Annotated in this window: 17 protein-coding genes; 8 read left to right on the plus strand and 9 right to left on the minus strand. The window is 63.3% G+C overall.

All coding sequences use genetic code 11. The annotated features are described in order from the left end of the window. Positions 1-8: 8 nt before the first annotated feature. Both QQL87_RS11815 and QQL87_RS11820 read left to right on the plus strand, forming a co-directional pair. Positions 9-437: a GlcG/HbpS family heme-binding protein gene (locus QQL87_RS11815; RefSeq protein WP_284418022.1), complete on the plus strand. Its 429-nt coding sequence runs from the start codon at positions 9-11 to the stop codon at positions 435-437. Positions 438-571: 134 nt separating this feature from the next. Then, complete coding sequence (locus tag QQL87_RS11820) at positions 572-934, plus strand: VOC family protein (RefSeq protein WP_284418021.1); 363 nt, start codon at positions 572-574, stop codon at positions 932-934. 1 nt (position 935) lies between these two features. Here QQL87_RS11820 and QQL87_RS11825 read toward each other — a convergent pair whose 3' ends face one another. Next, complete coding sequence (locus QQL87_RS11825; protein WP_284418020.1) at positions 936-1808, minus strand: GNAT family N-acetyltransferase; 873 nt, start codon at positions 1806-1808, stop codon at positions 936-938. Between the two features lie 137 nt (positions 1809-1945). Between QQL87_RS11825 and QQL87_RS11830 the strand changes: the two genes are divergently transcribed. Beyond that, on the plus strand, positions 1946-3166 hold the full coding sequence (locus QQL87_RS11830; protein ID WP_284418019.1) for a DUF418 domain-containing protein: 1221 nt from the start codon (positions 1946-1948) through the stop codon (positions 3164-3166). 22 nt (positions 3167-3188) lie between these two features. On the opposite strand, the gene QQL87_RS11835 is transcribed toward QQL87_RS11830, so the two are convergent. The 6 genes from QQL87_RS11835 to QQL87_RS11860 form a co-directional block, all read right to left on the minus strand. Next, positions 3189-3968, minus strand: a complete 780-nt coding sequence (locus QQL87_RS11835) for an enoyl-CoA hydratase/isomerase family protein (RefSeq protein ID WP_284418017.1) — start codon at positions 3966-3968, stop codon at positions 3189-3191. A 72-nt stretch (positions 3969-4040) separates the two neighbouring features. Then, entirely contained in the window at positions 4041-4778 is a 738-nt protein-coding gene (locus tag QQL87_RS11840) for an alpha/beta fold hydrolase (protein ID WP_284418016.1), read from the minus strand. After that, the gene (locus QQL87_RS11845; RefSeq protein ID WP_284418015.1) at positions 4778-8203 is read right to left on the minus strand and encodes an acyl-[ACP]--phospholipid O-acyltransferase; all 3426 of its coding nucleotides are present in this window, start codon (positions 8201-8203) and stop codon (positions 4778-4780) included. The genes QQL87_RS11840 and QQL87_RS11845 overlap by 1 nt, the downstream gene beginning before the upstream one ends. A gap of 111 nt (positions 8204-8314) precedes the next feature. Further along, positions 8315-8491, minus strand: a complete 177-nt coding sequence (locus QQL87_RS11850) for a hypothetical protein (RefSeq protein WP_284418014.1) — start codon at positions 8489-8491, stop codon at positions 8315-8317. 103 nt (positions 8492-8594) lie between these two features. After that, positions 8595-8861, minus strand: a complete 267-nt coding sequence (locus QQL87_RS11855) for a hypothetical protein (RefSeq protein WP_284418013.1) — start codon at positions 8859-8861, stop codon at positions 8595-8597. A gap of 178 nt (positions 8862-9039) precedes the next feature. Then, on the minus strand, positions 9040-11142 hold the full coding sequence (locus QQL87_RS11860; RefSeq protein ID WP_284418012.1) for a molybdopterin oxidoreductase family protein: 2103 nt from the start codon (positions 11140-11142) through the stop codon (positions 9040-9042). 423 nt (positions 11143-11565) lie between these two features. On the opposite strand from QQL87_RS11860, the gene QQL87_RS11865 reads away from it, so the two are divergent. The 4 genes from QQL87_RS11865 (at position 11566) to QQL87_RS11880 (ending at position 15169) form a co-directional block, all read left to right on the plus strand. After that, positions 11566-12252: a GntR family transcriptional regulator gene (locus QQL87_RS11865; protein ID WP_284418170.1), complete on the plus strand. Its 687-nt coding sequence runs from the start codon at positions 11566-11568 to the stop codon at positions 12250-12252. 63 nt (positions 12253-12315) lie between these two features. Then, positions 12316-13314 (plus strand): TRAP transporter substrate-binding protein, encoded by a 999-nt coding sequence (locus QQL87_RS11870; protein ID WP_284418011.1) that lies wholly within the window; start codon positions 12316-12318, stop codon positions 13312-13314. A 34-nt stretch (positions 13315-13348) separates the two neighbouring features. Continuing rightward, positions 13349-13861 (plus strand): TRAP transporter small permease, encoded by a 513-nt coding sequence (locus QQL87_RS11875; protein WP_284418009.1) that lies wholly within the window; start codon positions 13349-13351, stop codon positions 13859-13861. A gap of 18 nt (positions 13862-13879) precedes the next feature. Continuing rightward, positions 13880-15169, plus strand: a complete 1290-nt coding sequence (locus QQL87_RS11880; protein WP_284418008.1) for a TRAP transporter large permease — start codon at positions 13880-13882, stop codon at positions 15167-15169. A gap of 164 nt (positions 15170-15333) precedes the next feature. Here QQL87_RS11880 and QQL87_RS11885 read toward each other — a convergent pair whose 3' ends face one another. Further along, a complete protein-coding gene (locus tag QQL87_RS11885) occupies positions 15334-16065 on the minus strand; it encodes a Crp/Fnr family transcriptional regulator (protein ID WP_284418007.1) in 732 nt (243 codons plus the stop codon). Between the two features lie 554 nt (positions 16066-16619). Further along, positions 16620-17333 (minus strand): helix-turn-helix domain-containing protein, encoded by a 714-nt coding sequence (locus tag QQL87_RS11890; protein ID WP_284418006.1) that lies wholly within the window; start codon positions 17331-17333, stop codon positions 16620-16622. Positions 17334-17472: 139 nt separating this feature from the next. On the opposite strand from QQL87_RS11890, the gene QQL87_RS11895 reads away from it, so the two are divergent. Then, positions 17473-17790 carry a c-type cytochrome gene (locus QQL87_RS11895; RefSeq protein WP_284418004.1) on the plus strand — a complete coding sequence of 106 codons (318 nt, stop codon included), beginning with the start codon at positions 17473-17475 and terminating at the stop codon, positions 17788-17790. Positions 17791-17795: the final 5 nt, after the last annotated feature.

The following is a 17795-nucleotide window of genomic DNA, read 5'->3' on the forward strand; positions in this document are numbered from 1 at the left end:
ACACCGACATGGCCGACCTCACGCTCGACACCGCCCGCAAGATCCTCGACGCCACGCTCGCCAAGGGCGTCGAGAAGAAGCTGAAGCCGCTCGCCGTCATGGTGCTCGACGCACGCGGCTGCCTGAAGGCGGCCGCCGCCCAGGACGGCACCAGCCTGATGCGGGCCGAGGTCGCGCATGGCAAGGCCTATGGCGCGCTCGCGCTCGGCCTCGGCTCGCGCGCGCTGTTCCAGCGCGCCCAGGAGCAGGCCTTCTTCATCGACGCCGTGAACACGCTGGCGCAGGGCCGCATGGTCCCGGTCCCCGGCGGCGTGCTGATTCTGGACGGCACCACTCTGCTCGGCGCCGTCGGCGTCTCCGGCGACACCTCCGACAATGACGAGATCTGCGCCATCGCCGGCATCGAGGCTGCCGGTCTCAAGGCCAATCCGGGCTGATGCGCAATCAGGCATCCATGCGCCCGCGATGGCCGGAGCGCATGGATGGCCGGGCCACGGGCAGTTGCGCTTGCGCGCCCGCTGCGATCTGCGCTTCTCTGCCTCGCGGCGTCCAGACGCGTTCGGAGAGCCAAATGACCATCGAGAGCATCAGCGCGATCACGATCGCCACCCATGACATGGCCCGCGCGGTCGCGTTCTACCGCGCGCTCGGCTTCGACGACATGCCCTATGGCGGCGCGGATTCGGCGTTCACCACCTTCCGCGCCGGCGCGGGCTACCTCAACCTGATCGCCACGCCTGAGGACAAGCAATGGAGCTGGTGGGGCCGCATCATCTTCCACGTTGCCGATGTCGATGCCGTCTATGCCAAGGCGCTGGCGGCCGGATTCTCGCCGTCGACCACGCCGCGCGATGCCGAATGGGGCGAGCGCTATTTCCACCTCACCGATCCCGACGGCCACGAGCTGAGCTTCGCGCGGCCGCTTAGGCGCTGAGCTAGCCGAGCTCGAAGGTCGTGACGCCGAACACCCGCTCGATCCGCAGCGGCGGGATCGGCCCGGTGTACATCCGTGCGGTCTCGAACACCGGCTTCAATCCGAGGCTTTCGGCGAGCGCCACCGCCTCCGGATTGATGGCGGGCACGTCGAGGAATACCTCGGAGTCGCCTGTGGCCATCAGCAGAGCCGAGACCACGGCCTCGGCATCACCGCGCCTTTCAGCAACCAGCGGACCGATTTTGTGGCCCGTGCGGCACGGCCTGATCACGCCCCAGGCGACCAGCGCGCCATCGCGGATCAGCGCCCGACCGACATGTCCGGGCGTATCGATCCAGGCCCGCAGGAATGCCCGGCGCGGCGCGGGAAACACGGTCGCATCGGACGCTTCGACGTCGGCGAGCGGCACATCGGCAAGAGCGACGATCGCTGATCGATCAGCCGGTGGCGGCAAGGCGGCAGGTCGCCCACCATAGCGGATATTGGCATAGGCGTAGCTGAAGCCAGATTTTCGATAGTTGTCCTGCTGCGCGACCACGCCATCGAGCCCGACGATGCGCGATCCCGCATGCGCCATCGCCGACTGCCAGAGCCGCAAGCCGTAGCCCTGCCCGCGCAACCCGGGACGGACGATGTAGAAGCCGAGAAAGGCAAAGTGGTCGTCGTAGTTGACGCAGGACACGGTCGCGACCGGCTCCCCGTCGCGCTCGGCGACGAGGAAGCCGCCGGGATCGACCACACCGAAGCAGGCCGCATCGGATAGGCCCGGATTCCAACCTTCCGCTGCCGCCCAGTCGACGGTAAGAGGCATCTCATCGGGGCGCATGGCCCGGATGGTCAGGCTTCCGGTTGCAGTTGTGTCGCCTTGCATCATGCCTCCATCCTAATTCAGGAAGCGACGTCGCGCATCAACAACCGAGCCTTGACTGATCTATCGCGGCTGCTCCAACTTGTCGCCGGCCTCGATTTTCCTTGCTGCGGCGGTAAGGCATCGGAGCGGCTGAGGTCGATTTGCCGGCTCTTGCAGATACCAACAGTGCATACGGACCAACCCTCCCTGTTGCGGCCACAGACCGTCTCATCAGCCTCGACATCCTGCGTGGCCTCGCGCTGTTCGGCGTCATGGCCATCAACGTCGCGTTCGAATTCCGCATCTCGATCTTCCGACAGTTCCTGCCTGCGTTGAGGACGCACGAGCCGGGAACGACCTTCTTCGCTGGATCCCCGTCGCCGGACACGTTCGCGCTGTTGTGGGCCTTGATGGGTGACTCGCCGTTCAATCGCGCCATCGAAGATTTCCTCGAGCGCGCCGTCTCGATGAAGGCGTTCGCCCTGTTCTCGCTGCTGTTTGGCATCGGGTTAGCGATGCAGTTCGATCGGATCGCACCGGACCGGCGTGTCGCCCTGCTGCTCCGGCGCCTGCTGATCCTGCTCGCGATCGGCCTCCTGCACCTGACGCTGCTGTGGAACGGCGACATCCTGACCGAATATGCGCTGGCCGGCCTGATCGTCCTGCCGTTCCTGTTTGCGCGGAGGTGGCTCGTGATCGCGGCCAGCCTCGCGCTGCTCGGCCTCTATTTCACCGGCTGGCTGATGCGCCTGATGCCCCTGCCCAGCTCAGCGTGGATGATGCAGCATGTGAGCGACGCCAGCCTCGTCTATGCCGGCGGCAGCTTCTCTCAGGTGCTCGCTGTCCGATTGTCCGAGATCGGCGCCATCGCTCCGCTGCATCTGTGGGTGTTTCCGCGCACGATCGGTCTTTTTCTCGCCGGCATCGTCATCTGGCGCTGCGGAATTCTGCGCGACGCGCGCGATCACCGCGCGTCGTGGCTGCTGATGGCGCTGGCCGCACTTGTTGTGACGGTCGATGCCGGACCCTCGCTCGTGACCGTCAGCCTCGCGCTCGCCTATGGCGCGCTGGTTCTGGCTGTGGCGAACACCGCATGGGGCGCCCGCCTGCTCGGCTGGGCGGCCCCTGTGGGGCGCATGGCCTTCACCAACTACCTCATGCAGTCCGTCATCTTCGGCTTCGTGTTCTACGGCTACTGCCTCGGTCTGTTCGGCCGGGTCAGCGTCTCGCTCGCGCTCGGCATCGGCATCGCCGTCTACGGGCTTCAGGTGATCGTGAGCTGGTGCTGGCTGAGGATGTTTCAGTTCGGCCCGGTTGAATGGCTGTGGCGCAGCCTGATGTACAATCAGGTTCAGCCGATGCGGGTTCGCGCACGGTCCTGACCAGAGATCTCCTGCAGCTTGCCTACTTCCCGGGCCAGACCGGCTTGCGCTTCTCGGCGAACGCCTTCAGGCCTTCCTTGGCATCCTCGGTCATGGCCAGCAGCGCGATCTGGCTTTCGAGATAGGCGATGGACTCGTCGAACGACATCGAGGCGATGGCGCGCATCGCGTATTTGCCGCGGCGGATCGCCGTCGGCGACTTGTCGACGAGGCGGCCGATCAGCCAGTCGATCTTGGCGTCGAGCTCGGCGGCCGGCACCACGTAGTTGAGCAGGCCTGCGGCCTGCGCCGCCCTGGCATCGAACGGCTCGCCCGTCAGCGCCCATTCGTTGACGAGCCGCGGCGGCGCGATGGTCTGCAGCAGGCTCAGAACCTGCATCGGAAACACGCCGACCTTCACCTCCGGCAGGCCGAACACGACGTGATCGGCCGCCACCGCCATGTCGGTCATGCAGAGCAGGCCCATGCCGCCCGCCATGCAGACGCCACCAACGCGCGCGATCGCGGGCTTGGTGGAATTCTGCGACAGCCGCATCAGGTCGGCATAGTCGACATTGGGTCGGGAGAAATCCATCGCGAAAGCCGCGCCCGAGTTCTGCAGGTCGGCGCCGGCGCAGAACGCCTTGTCCCCCGCGCCCGTGAGCACGATCACGCGCACCTCGGGATCGTCATGCGCCTGGCGATAGCCGCGCGAGATCCCGGCGATGACATCGCCATTGAGGGCGTTGCGCTTCTCCGGGCGGTTGATGGTGATCCAGAGGGCCTGCCCGCGCTTGTCGAGAATCACGCTGTCGTCGGTCATCGCCTTGCCTGCCTCTTGATGTCGGATGCGAGATTGTCGCGGGATAGCCGCAGGCAGCAAGGAAAACTTGCGTCAGCTGGCCGCGCGGCGGCCGATGTCGGCGATGACGCTGCGCAGCAGCGGCCGAACCGGCTCGAACTGGCCGTTGCGCAGGAAAGCCAAGGTCTGCCGGAACGAGGCCGGATGCATCAGCAGGCCCATATGCGAGGCCTTGACGGTCGTGTAGTCCGCCATCTCCACCAGCTTGCAGCTCTCGACCGAGACGCGGCCATCGTTGGGCCAGGGCAGCACGAACAAGCCAGCGATCGGATCGAGAAAGCGGTTCCCGGCGATGATGCCGATCTCATAATCGGCCGGGGGCAGCGCGGCGAGCGTGACGTCCTTGGTCGTCACCAGTTGCAGGCCGGCCGGGCCGAAATAGGCGCGGTAGAGTCCGACGTTCTGCAGACGGTCGGCCAGCTCGCTGCCGCCGTTGGGCGTGCCGATCATGACGACGCGGCCGAGACGCGCCGGACGATGGTGGGCGATCAGCACACGCGCGAGAAGTCCGCCCATGGAATGGGTCACGAAATGGATCGGACCATCGAGACCCGCCGCGAACTCGGCGACGGCGGGCCGGATATCCTCTGCAAGACGATCGAGCGGCTTCTTACGGCTTTGATAGTGGAGATTGAGCGTGGCGAAGCCTGCGCGCTGCAGCTTCTTTTCGAGGGGACGCAGCATCAATGAGCGGCTGGCGATGCCATGCAGCAGGACAATCCCCGCGTCGCGGGGGCTGCTCTGCTGGTGACTTCGGCGCAGCGATGTCATTACGCGACCTCCCGCCCCTCCGGCTCGCGCTCCTGAACAGCCGCCGGTGCAGTCTCCTCGGCGAGCGCCCTCGCACCGAGATAGTCGGTCTTGCCGGAGCCGAGCAGCGGGATCTTGTCGACCACCATCACGACGGCCGGCACCGCGAGCTCCGGCGCCCCTTGCGCCTTGGCCTGGCGCTGCATCGCGGATCGCTCGGCATCCTTCTGCGTCGTGATCAGCACGATGCGCTCGCCCTTGCGCTGGTCCGGGAGCGAAACGGCGACGGAGCCGGCCTGCGGCCACAGCGTCGCAGCGATCTGCTCGACGACCGTCAACGACACCATCTCGCCAGCGATCTTGGCGAAGCGCTTGGCGCGGCCCTTGATCGTGATGAAGCCCTGCGCGTCGATGGTGACGATGTCGCCGGTGTCGTGCCAGCCCTCGGGCAGCGCTTCGAGCACGCCGGGATTTTCGGCCCTGACATAGCCGAGCATCACGTTGGGCCCGCGGACCGAGAGCCGGCCGCCCTCCTCGATCCCCGGCACCTTGTCGAGCCGGGCCTCCATCAGCGGCGAGAGACGGCCGACGGTACCGACGCGGTTGGCCATCGGCGTGTTCATCGCCAGCACGGGCGCGGTCTCGGTGACGCCATAGCCCTCGAGCACGCGGATGCCATAGCGTTCCATGTAGACTTGGCGGGTGCGATCCTTGACCGGCTCGGCGCCGGCGATGACCAGCCGCAAAGTCCGGAAATCATAGGCATGGGCCGAGCGCGCATAACCGGTCAGGAAGGTGTCGGTGCCGAACAGAATGGTGGCGCCGGTCTGGTAGATCAGTTCGGGCACGATCCGGTAATGCAGCGGCGACGGGTACATGTAGATCGGGATACCCGCCAACATGGGCATCATCATGCCACCGGTGAGTCCGAACGAATGGAACACCGGCAGGACGTTGAACACGAGATCGTTGGCGTTGGCATCGACCCGTGCCAGCGCCTGTGCGGCGTTGGCCAGGATATTGCGGTGGGACAGCACGACACCCTTCGGCGTGCCTTCCGAACCCGAGGTGAACAGGATCACGGCGGGATGGTCGGCGTTGCGGGCGACGCGCGGCTTGGTGCCGTCGAGGATGCCCTTGAGCTTGTCGCCCAGGCTGACGGAGGCCTTGACGTCCTCGAGATAGACCAGGCGCGCCTGGCCCTCGATCGCGGCAATCAGCTTGTCGAGCTTGCCCTTCTCGATGAAGGCGCGCGAGGTGAGCACCGTCGTGACCTGCGCCGCCTTCATCGCCGCCAGCACGTTGACCGGTCCGGCGGAGAAGTTCAGCATCGCCGGCACCCGGCCGATCGACTGCAGCGCCATGAAGACGACGGCGACACCGGCCGAGTTCGGCAGCAGGACGCCGATGTTCTCGCCGACCATCGTGCCGTGTTCGAGCTTGCGGCTGAGCACTTGCGCGCCGAGCAGCAGCTTGCGGTAGGTCAGCTTGGTGCCGAGCGGATCCTCGATCATCACCTTGCCGGTGTCGTGATCGCGATGCGCATGGGCCAGCGCCTCGAACAGTGTCCGGTCCAGCATGGCGTTCTTGACCATGGCCTCGATCATGACGTCCTGCAGCGCCGCGCCGGCGGCGTTGCGGCGGGTCTTGCCCTTGAGTGCCGCATCAATGGTGAGCTTCACCGGCGGCAGGATCGTCACCGTCACCTTGGGAAACCACGAGCGCTTGATCTGGCCGTCCTTGAGATAGCTGAGATGCGAGCGCTGCGCGCCCTCGATGCGGACGGGCACGACGACGGCATCGGCCTTGTCGGCGATCATCGCGGTGCCGTCATAGACCTTCATCAGCGAGCCGGACACGGTGATGCGCCCTTCCGGGAAGATCACCACCGGCTCCTGGCTGGCAACCAGCTTGATGAGATCGCGCGCGCCGAGCGGCTTGGTCGGGTCGATCGTGATGTGGCTCACCAGCTTGAGGAAGATCTTCGCCCACCAGGCCTTGGAAATGCCGGTGTCGACGGCGAAGGTCGCGTCGATCGGCAGCACGGCATGCAGCAACGGTCCGTCGATCAGGCTGACATGGTTCGGCGCGATCAGCATGCGGGTGCCGGCGGGCGGCAGATTTTCCAGCCCGCGCACCTCGGTGCGGAATAGCGCGCGGAACAGCATCGCGCCGAAATCGCGCACGCCTTCCCGGCCCCATTTGTTGAGCACGAACCAGACCGAGCCGAAGCTCGCCAGCGCCAGACCAAAGAAGATCCAGCCAACCGCGACGCCTGCGGCCTGGAGGCCGGCGACACCCAGCGAACCGACCACCATGAAGGCGGCCTGCAGCACGTTTCCGGCGGCGATGACACGGGCACGCTCGGTCGGCTCCGACCACGCCTGCACAGCCGCGAACGCCGGGACCACGAACAGGCCGCCGCCGAAGGCGAACACGGCGAAGTCGAGCAGCATGCGCGCACCGGCCCACGAGCCGATGAAGGCCAAAGGCGTCAGGTCCTTCGCGGTTTCCGTGGTACCGATCGCCAGGGAGAGATCGAGGCCGAACACACCCATGATGATGGCGCCGATCGGCACCAGCGCGAGGTTCGGCCTGACATGGCTGAGATGCGCCGCGAACAGCGAGCCGATCGCAATGCCGATCGCGAAGGTGGCAAGGCAGAGCGTGACGACGCCCTCGGTGCCGCCGACAACATCCTTCACCAGCGCCGGCAGCAGCGACAGCACGACGGCGCCGACCAGCCAGAACCAGGACACGATCACCATGCCGTCCCACAGCCGGGGCGCGGCGTGGAGCGATTTCAACAGATGCGACGTCGAGGTCCAGGGATTGGTCGTGATCCGCAGATCCGGTGCGGACGGCACAGTATGCGGGATACGCGACGTCGACGCCCAGGAGATCACCGCAAGACCGATCACTGCAAGCGAGACCCAGCCCATGTGGGAAGAGCCCGAGACCAGCTGGCCACCGGCGATCGTGCCGATCAGGATGGCCATGAAGGTCGCACCTTCCACCAGCGCATTGCCGGTGGCGAGCTCACCAACCGTCAGCTGATCAGGCAGCATGGCGTATTTCACCGGGCCGAACAGCGCGGCGATGATCCCGAACATGCCCAAGGCCACGAACAGCAGCGGGATCGAATGCAGGAAGAAGCCGAGCGCTGCAAAGCCGGCGGCGAAGATCTCCGCGAACTTCAATCGGCGCGCGACGACACCCTTGACGTATCGGTCGGCCAGTTCGCCGCCCAGCCCCGACAGGATGAAGAACGGGAAGATGAAGACGGCTCCAGCCACAGTCACCAGCGCATCACCATGCGCCGCCACGGCGCCGTAGAGCAGCATGATGACGAGCGCATTCTTCAGAACGTTGTCGTTCAGCGCCGAGGCGAACTGCGCCCAGAACAATGGAGCAAAGCGGCGCGACGACATCAACTGCTTGATCATGGTCGTTTCCTGGTGTGTGCGGCGGCCTGGCCGCAATGATCGCGAGACGGTCGGGGATTGGTGCTGAAATCAAAGCTCGTAGCGGGGCGAGATCCCTCTTGGGTGAGGTAATTAGTCTGGCTTTTCCCGTCGGCCACCTCGCGACAGCAGCGCCATCGTGTCGGCCAGTGTGCAGGACGACCACACCAGCGCCACGAGCCCTGCCGCGAAGCCACCGCGCAGTTGCCAGTCGAGCGGCAGCGCAACGATGCCGCCGCCGACCAGCGCGAAGCATACCGCGAAGGTCATATGCAAAAAGCTTATCCAGACCGTGGGCAGTCGCCCGGACGATATGAGACGGGAAGACATGGTGACCGCTTCGTTGCCAATGGGCGGGAGATTTGAGCTGTGGTCAGCTCAGTTCACTCAGGTAGTGGAAGCAGCCGAACAGGCCACCACGACGAAGCCGGCGTCCTTCACGACCCGCGGCGCGAAACAGCTCTTCTCCCGCCACCCGCCGTGCCCGCCGAGCGGCCAACAGACCCGCGACGTCACAGGCATTGGCGATACGCTCAACGCGCGCCGCCACAAGGTGAGACGCTGCCCGGGCCAAACCGTTCAGCAAAGCCTGAGCGTCGGCGGGAAAAAGTTGCGGACCACGAAAGCTGAGAACCTGCATAAGATCACTCCTTGAGTTTTTGAGCATCGCTCAAAATTAGTATCGCAAAAATGAGCGTCGCTCAAGAAAAATCTGACGAACGGAACGATTTGGTAAAAAAGGTCTTGCCGGCCGTCGGCAGGGACGCCGCGACCGGAAGGCAAGTCATTGAATTAGAGGGATATTCCGTCAGCCCCGCTCAGCCTATGGCGGGGCGCTCCACCGATTTGCGCAACCAGACCTTGTTGTCATGGAAGGCCGCGCCCCCGATCGGCGCGACGGTATCGGCGGCCGTGAGCGAGTTGATGCCGCGACCGCCGACATGGGCGCGATTGGGATGGATCGATTCGGCGATCAGCACCCCGCGCCGGACCCCGTCGAACAGCCGGGCGGCCAGCGAAGTCTCTCCGCGCGCATTGCCGAGCATGACGATGTCGCCGTCAGCGATGCCGAGCGCGGCCGCGTCGAGCGGATGGATCATCACCGTTGGCGCACCTTCGCGCGCCTGGGAGGACGGCGTCTCGTTGAAGGAGGTGTTGAGGAACGAGCGCGCCGGGCTCGTCGCAAGCCGGAACGGATGCTGCTGATCAGTCTCCTCGGTGACGGCCCAGTGGTCGGGCAGCGACGGCATGCGCTCAGGATTGCCCATCACGCGCCCGAATGGCGGATGGAGCCAATCGGCCTTGAAATGGAACTTGCCATCCTTGTGCGCGAAGCCGTCGAGATAATGCGAGGTGCGGAAGTCCGGCTGCAGGTCGCGCCAGCCATCCGCCTCGAGCGCGGCGATGTCGCCATGGCCGCTCTTCTTCAAGGTTGCGTCAATCAGCTCGCGCGGCGCCATCTCGAAGCCGGGGTGAACGGCACCAAGCCGCCGCGCCAGTCCCTGCAGCACCTCGTGGTTCGAGCGACACTCGCCGGGAGGATCGACCAGCTTCGGTCCGACCGAAATATGCTGGTGGCCGCCTCCGTAGTAGAGATCGTCGTGCTCCATGAACATGGTCGCCGGCAGCACGATATCAGCCATTTGAGCCGTCTCGGTCATGAACTGCTCGTGGACCGCGACGAACAGGTCCTCGCGTGCAAAGCCCTGACGAACAAGATCCTGCTCGGGCGCCACCGTCATGGGATTGGTGTTCTGGATCAGCATCGCCTTGACCGGTGGGCCGCCGCACAATGCCTGGCGATCTCCCGTCAGGACGCGGCCGATCTGCGACTGGTCGAGAAAACGGGTCGAGTGATCAATGACGTCATGGCCTTCGATGATCGACTCGTCGAAATGCCACAACGCAGCATTGTTGAAGAAGGCACCGCCCCCTTCATACTGCCAGGCACCGGTCACTGCCGGAATGCAGGACGCAGCATGCATCTGCGCTGCGCCGTTCCGGCTGCGGGTGAAACCATAGCCGAGACGGAAAAAGCTTCGCCTGGTCTCACCGACCAGCTTCGCGAACGCCTCAATCTCGGCGACCGGAACGCCGCAAATCTGCGCCGCCCATTCGGGCGTCCGTGTCTCCAGATGCGTCTCGAGCTCGCCGGGACAGTCGGTGTATTTCGCCATGTAGGCCCGGTCGGCATAACCATCGCGAAACAGCACGTGCATCACACCGCAGGCGAACGCGCCGTCGGTGCCGGGGCGGAGGATGACCTTGATATCGGCCTGCTTCATCGTCTCGTTGTCGTAGATATCGACAACAGCGATCTTGGCGCCGCGCTCCTTTCGCGCACGCGCGGCATGGGTCATGACGTTGACCTGCGTGTTCACCGGGTTGGTGCCCCAGATCACGACCAGATCGGAAAGGGCCATTTCGCGCGGATCAACCCCTGCAATCTTTCCCGTCCCGATCGCGAATCCGATGCGCGCGACGTTGGCGCAGATCGTCGAATAGAAGCGGGAATATTTCTTCACGTGGGTCAGGCGATTGAGGCCATCGCGCATCACCAATCCCATGGTACCGGCATAATAGTAAGGCCAGACCGCCTGGGAACCGAACTCGCGCTCGGTCTGCAGAAACCGCTCAGCGATATCATCGAGCGCCTCGTCCCAGGACACGCGCGCAAACCGCCCGGAGCCTTTCGATCCCACGCGACGCATCGGATGCGTCAGTCGTTCGGGATGATGAATACGCTCGGCATATCGGGCAACCTTGGCGCAGATCACCCCGGCCGTATAGGTCTGCCGCTTCGAGCCGCGAACGCGTCCGATTGTGTTCCGGTCGATCACTTCGATGTCGAGCGCGCACGCCGACGGACAATCGTGCGGACAGGTGGAGTGACGAATATCGACGCGAGGCTGCTGGATCATGCGTTGACTCGTACCATCAAAGGCCCCAGCAGCCGAGAGCCTTCGCGAGGCATTTGCACAAACAACGGCGTGAGTCCCCGCCCCCGCCCCACCATCATCTCGATAGCGTCGATCACAAGCGGAAATTCTAAGAGTGCGTCGATCCGCGCCGACCCAAGATTGCGTTCACCAGAGAATACCACGCGTTGATCGAGCAGCTTCACGTGAAGCGTGTGGCTTCGTTGTTGAACGTCTTCGGGTTCAACCTGACCTTTCGTCGAACAAGCGACTCGGCTTCGCACCGCACCATAACAAAGCTTCGGGTAACCGGCATTTCCTGTTGCCAACGCAAATTCATATATTAGTATATTAGTTGAGGAAACGTAGATGCCCAGCCGCGCTCCAAGGAAACTGGCCCCCGCGCCACGTCCCGTCGTCGCTCGCATGCGCCGCAATGGCCGGCCGCGTGGCGCGACAGCGGCGTCGCGCATTTATGCAGATCTCAGGGCCGAACTGGTGTCGTTGGTGCGCCGGCCTGGAGAGCCCATTTCGGAGGCACAAATCGCAACGGCCTATGGAGTGAGTCGAACGCCGGTCCGCGAGGCCATCCTCAAGCTGTCGGATGAAGGGCTCGTGGAGATCTTTCCTCAGTCCGGCATTTTTGTATCGCGCATTCCGGTTGCCGCGCTCCCCGAAACGATCATCATCCGCAAGTCCCTCGAGGAGACCACCGCGCGGATGGCTGCAGAGCACGCCACGTCCAGCCAACTCCTCACCCTGCACGCGATCATCGAGCGACAGCGCGAGGCGTGCGCTGCGAAGGATCGCGAAGCCTTTCACCAAGCGGACGAGATGTTTCATGCGGGCATCGCTGAGGTGGCTGGTTATCCTGGAATATGGAAGCTGATCCTGCAAGTGAAGGTTCACGTCGACCGTTATCGACGCCTCACCTTGCCTCAGATCGGACGCATGTCGGAAGTCATCGCCGAGCACGAGCCGATCCTGGCGGAAATCGAGCGGCGCAATCCGGACGGCGCTCGCGCTGCCATGGCCAGTCATCTGGAGCGACTGCTCGACGACATTTCCGAGATTCAGACGCTCAATCCAGAGTATTTCGACCAGCCAACCTAGGAGCGACAGCCGCGGCATCTACTGCGGTCTGACGATCAGGCAATAGCCCGTGGGAGGGACGCCATGAAGAGACGTGATTTCATCAAATTGACAGCAGGCATTGCCGGCGCAACGGCACTTCCGCCATTTTCGGCCGCGCTCGCACAATCCAAGGCCGTCTTCAAGGCATCCGACGTGCAACCGCCCGGATACCCGACAGTCGCAGCGACCGAAAGCCTCGGCAAGAAGCTCGCAGCGGCCACCAATGGCCGACTGACGATCCAGATGTATCCGTCCGCACAGCTTGGCGGCGAGAAAGAGACTATCGAGCAAACTCAAATCGGCGCCATCCAGATGCTGCGCGTCAGCGCCGGCGCGCTGGGCCCGATCGTCGACGACGTCAACGTCGTCAACATGCCTTTCCTGTTCAAGAGCATCGAACACTCCGAAAAGATGATGGACGGTCCAATCGGGCAGGATCTGCTTGATCGCGTGAGTGCCAATGCCAATGCGAACCTCGTCGCACTCTGTTGGATGAACTCCGGCGCGCGCAGCATCTACAACACCAAGAAGCCAATCAGGACGGTCGAGGACGTCAAGGGCCTCAAGATCCGCGTGATCGGGAATCCGATCTTCATCGACATGATGAACGCGCTCGGCGGCAACGGCGTGGCGATGGGCTACGATCAGGTCTTCAGCGCCCTGCAGACCGGCGTGATCGATGGAGCCGAGAACAATCCTCCAAGCTACGTCTTCAGCAATCACTATACGGCTGCGAAATATTATTCGCTGACCCAGCATCTGGTCATCCCCGAAGTCCTCGTGTTCTCGAAGCGAGCCTGGGCAAACCTGTCGACTGACGATCAGGCGCTGATCAAGAAGTTCGCCCGGGAAGCGCAATTGGAAGAGCGCGAGCTCTGGAAGGCCTATGAGCGCGAGGCCATGGAGAAGGCGAAGGCGGCCGGGAGCGAGATCATCGAGATTGCCGACAAGGGGCCGTTCCAAAAGGCCGTCAAGCCGGTTTGGGACAAGTACGGCCCGAAGTATCAAGACATGATCAAGCGCATCCAGGAAATCGCTTAACGCAGCGTCGGTTCGGACAATCAGGAGATTTACCATGGCCGGACTCTACCGCCGGGCGATGGACGGGCTTTATCGCGCTTGCGTTATCGTCGGCGTGATCGCGCTGGTGCTGATCTCAGCCGTCATACCTTGGGCGGTCTTTACCCGCTACGTCCTGAACAGCGCGGCCTCCTGGCCCGAACCGATGGCCGTTCTGCTGACGATTCTTCTGACCTTCATCGGCGCGGCTGCTGGCTACAGGCTCAATCTGCACATGAACCTGGCCTATTTCGCCAATCAGACGCCGCCCGCGATGAGAAAAGCGCTTGATATCCTCGTGCAATTGCTGATGGCGCTGATCGCGATCTTCATGATCGTTTGGGGCGAACGGCTGGTCGAGGTCACCTGGGGCAATACGATCGGGGACTTCCCGTTCCTGTCGGTCGGGGTCACCTATCTGCCCATCCCGGTCGGCGGCTTGTGCCTGCTGCTGTTCATCATCGAACGGCTTTTTCTCGGCGCGCCACCGGACCCCATCCCGCACCACGACGCGGATTCGTTCGAGTAAGCCAACCGAGTCACACCGATGGACATCTTTATTCTGCTTGCCACGATGCTGGTGTGCTTCCTGATTGGGATGCCCATCGCCTACTCTCTGGCGCTCGCTGCGATCGCCGGCGCGCTCTCGGTCGGCATTCCGCTCGAAGCTGTCATGCTGAAGATTTCGGATGGCGTCAGCAAGGTTGCGATGCTGACGATCCCGTTCTTCGTGCTTGCCGGCGCCATCATGGCCGAAGGAGGCATGGCCAAGCGGCTCGTGGCCTTCGCCGACGTGCTGGTCGGCCTGACCCGCCTGCGCGGCGGCCTGTCCATCGTGAACGTGCTGGCAACGACCTTCCTGAGCGGCATCTCAGGTTCGGCTGTCGCCGACACCTCCGCCATCGGCTCGGTGATGATCCCGCAGATGGAGCGCAACGGCTACCCGCGCGTGTTCGCCACCAATCTGACCATCAGCTCATCCGTGCAGGCGCTCCTGGTGCCACCGAGTCATAACGCTGTTCTGTATTCTCTCGCGACGGGCGGCACGATCTCGATCAGCGCGCTGTTCATGGCCGGTGTCTTTCCGGGACTTCTGCTCGGCTTTTCGCTCATCATGCTCTGCATCGTGATCGCCTATCGTGAAGGTCATCCGCACGGCCAGACGGTTCCGGCCAAGGATGCAGTCAAGATCACGATCGACGCCGCGTGGGGCCTCATCACGCTCGTGATCATCCTCGGCGGCATTCTTGGCGGCATCTTCACAGCGATCGAGGCCGGCGCAGTTGCCTGCATCTGGGCGTTCTTCGTGACCATGTTCATCTATCGCGACTATCGCTGGCGCGATCTGCCTGTGCTGCTGCATCGGACCCTCCGCACGGTCGCGATGGTCATGACCTTGATCGCCTGCGCCTCGGCGGTTGGCTACATCATGGCGCTCACGCAGATGCCAGCGAAGATGACGCAGTTCTTCCTGTCGATCTCGAACAACAAATACGTGATCCTCCTTCTGATCAACGTACTGCTGTTGCTGCTCGGAACGCTCGTCGACATGGCACCGTCAATCCTGATCGCAACGCCGATCTTGCTTCCGGTCATGCAGAATTTCGGCGTCGACCCCGTGCATTTCGGCATGATCATGCTGCTCAATCTCGGCATAGGGCTGTGCCATCCCCCCGTCGGCGCAATCCTTTTCGTTGGCTGCGCCGTCGGCAAGGTCTCGATCGAGCAGGTCATGCGCAAGATCTGGCCGTTCTACGCCGTGATGTTCGGCGTGCTCATGGTCGTGACCTACATTCCAGAAATCTCCCTCTGGCTGCCGCATCATATCATGCGCTGAGGCCACCTGACGCTGACCGCGGCGTCAGCCGTCGCATTCCGGTTCACGCTGAGAGCAAGTGCGCTGTCGGTGGACGGTGAGCAAGCGAACGAAGCGATGTCGCCGGAGGCATATTCGGCGACCTCGACGTGAACGGGTCGAGGCGCGACTGCGGCGAACGCGTTCTATTCGTCGCCGTCCTGACCGGCCTCTGCCAAGCCTCGCAAAGGCTCAGGGTTGAGAAGCACGATCGCGCCATGCTCAAGCCGGACCCAATCCCGTGCCGCCCAGGCGCGCAGCTGCTTGTTGATGCTTTCGCGCGTCATCCCCACCATCTCGCTGATCTCCTGCTGGGTGATGGCGATGGTGAGGTTTGCAGAGTCGACCTTCTGCTTCTCGGTCAGGCCCAGTAGAGCGCTGGCGAGGCGACGGGGAAGATCCTGCAGGATGACCTGCTCAACCTGATCACTGGTCCAACGCAGCCGATCGCAGAGCAATTCGATGAACTTCATCGCGAGAACGGGCTGGCTCTTGACGAAGGGCAGGAACTCACGCCGGTCGATGACCAATATCTCGCAATTGGTATTCGCAGTCGCATCGGCCGTTCGTTCTCTGCCGTCCAGCAAGGCAACCTCGCCGAAGATTTCGCCCGCGCTGATCAGGTTGAGGATGGCGTTGCGGCCGTCAGGTGACGAGACGCTGATTTTGACAGTTCCGCTGATCACCGCGTAGAGGCTCGAACCGGGATCGCCTTTCGAGAAGATCGTCGCCCCGCGTTTGAGCGTGGTCGGCTTGGCGTACCGACAGAGCTGATCGAGGGCATCGGGTTCGAGTTCGCGAAAGATCGGATGCTGCCGCAGCACCGACAGCTTGCCGCTGCTGGCTGTGCGGCTGCTCGCCTTCTTGTCCTCAGTCACACGACTCTCCCAGGGGTCGATGCCCCGTCAAACGAGGGAGATGTCGATGGCCAAGCATCGGATGCCCTGGAGGACGGTCACATCCACCAGCAGACGATTCCCTGGCCCCGCGACAGCCCATCCCTCGATTTCCGCTCCGTCTGGAAATACGGCAGATCGGGAGATTGTCCAGGAAAATGCAGCGAAGGCCAAGTCGTGAGCCGTACGTCCGGCGCGAGACGAAGCCACTTCCGCAGCTCAGGCAGTCAAGACGGCCTCTTTTTGCAGTGCAGATTGGCCGCCCGCAAGCCCCTCCGCCAGAAGGCGCCCCCCGCGTCGACGGCCTCCGCGGTCGCCGGTCGACCGTTTCAGACCCGATTCTTGGTCTGCGAATCACCCCACAGCAGGACCGCCGCAAATGCAACGAAAACGCCCACGACCGCAAAGCTGACCATCATGGCATCGAACGGCATGTCTCTCCCCCTTGCTTGAGTTTGAGACATTGTTCCCAGTCGCGGCGCCCCCGTCTTTGACCCAGATCAATGCAAATTTCGGTCGAAGAGACCGCCAAGTGTTCAGGCCGCCGCCAGCGCCTCGGCTCGTGCCGAGTCCCGTAGCGACACGCCTCCGGGAAGGATCGCGATGATCCCTTCCCGCTCCAGTTTCGTGAAAGTCCGGCTGACCGTCTCGATGGTCAGGCCGAGATAATCGGCGATGTCCTGCCGGCTCATCGGCAACGGTACCACATTGGAGGGGCCCCGTAGCTCGACCAGCCGATCTCTCCAGCCAACGAGGAAGGTCGCAACCTTTTCCTCAGCGGAGCGGCGACCGAGCAGCACCATGTGATCCCGCGCGTGATTGAGCTCCTGCACGGCCAATTCATTCATCCGCCGCAGCAGGTTCGGCTTGTGCTCGGCAAATCGACCAAACGGCAATTTGGCGAATTGACAGACCGTGACCGGACCGATCGCATCGGCCGAAAACCCATGCCGCTCATCGGTTGTCATACCCACAAAATCGCCGGGCAGCACAAACCCGACAATCTGCCTGCGCCCATCGGGCAGCAGCTTGTAGAGCCTCATGACTCCGTCGAGCAGATTGTAAAAGAACGATGAGCTGTCCTCCTGGGCGAAAATCGTCTCGCAGGAGGCAAAGTTGACGCGGCGGCTCAGCTGCTCGAACTCTCGCATCTCGAACTGGTCCAGCGATGCGCATACGCTGAACCCCCGTACTGCACAGTCGGCGCAGCCCTGTCCGTGCAAATCGACTGCAACCAGAGACGTTTTCATACAGGGCTCCGCTGGGCCACACGCAAAGGAGAATAGCCGCATTCTACCCGATGCGCGGAGTTCCGGTTGATTCAAATCAAATGAGGAGAGGATCGGGGCCCTATCGTGGCGGAAACGGCTCGCACGATGGACGTATTGCATGCAGCGCCCGGTTCTATGCGCTTTTCTGATGACCCTCTCCTTGACCATGCCGTCATTTGCTGCGTCCACGCCGGACCAGCGAGGACGAGCCTACGCCAAGACTCACTGCGCACGCTGCCACGCCATAGGCCGCACTGGAGAAAGTCCATTCAGACAGGCGCCGCCGTTCCGAACGCTGCATCTGCATTATCCGATCGAGACTCTCGGCGAGGCTCTCGCCGAAGGAATTGTCACCGGGCACCCCGCCATGCCGCAATTCGAGCTGACGCCGCCTCAGATCAACGATCTGTTGTCCTATCTGAAGAGCCTGGAATAGATCAT

It is taken from the genome of Bradyrhizobium sp. SSBR45G (assembly GCF_030159255.1).
In the GTDB taxonomy this organism is placed as follows: Bacteria; Pseudomonadota; Alphaproteobacteria; order Rhizobiales; family Xanthobacteraceae; genus Bradyrhizobium.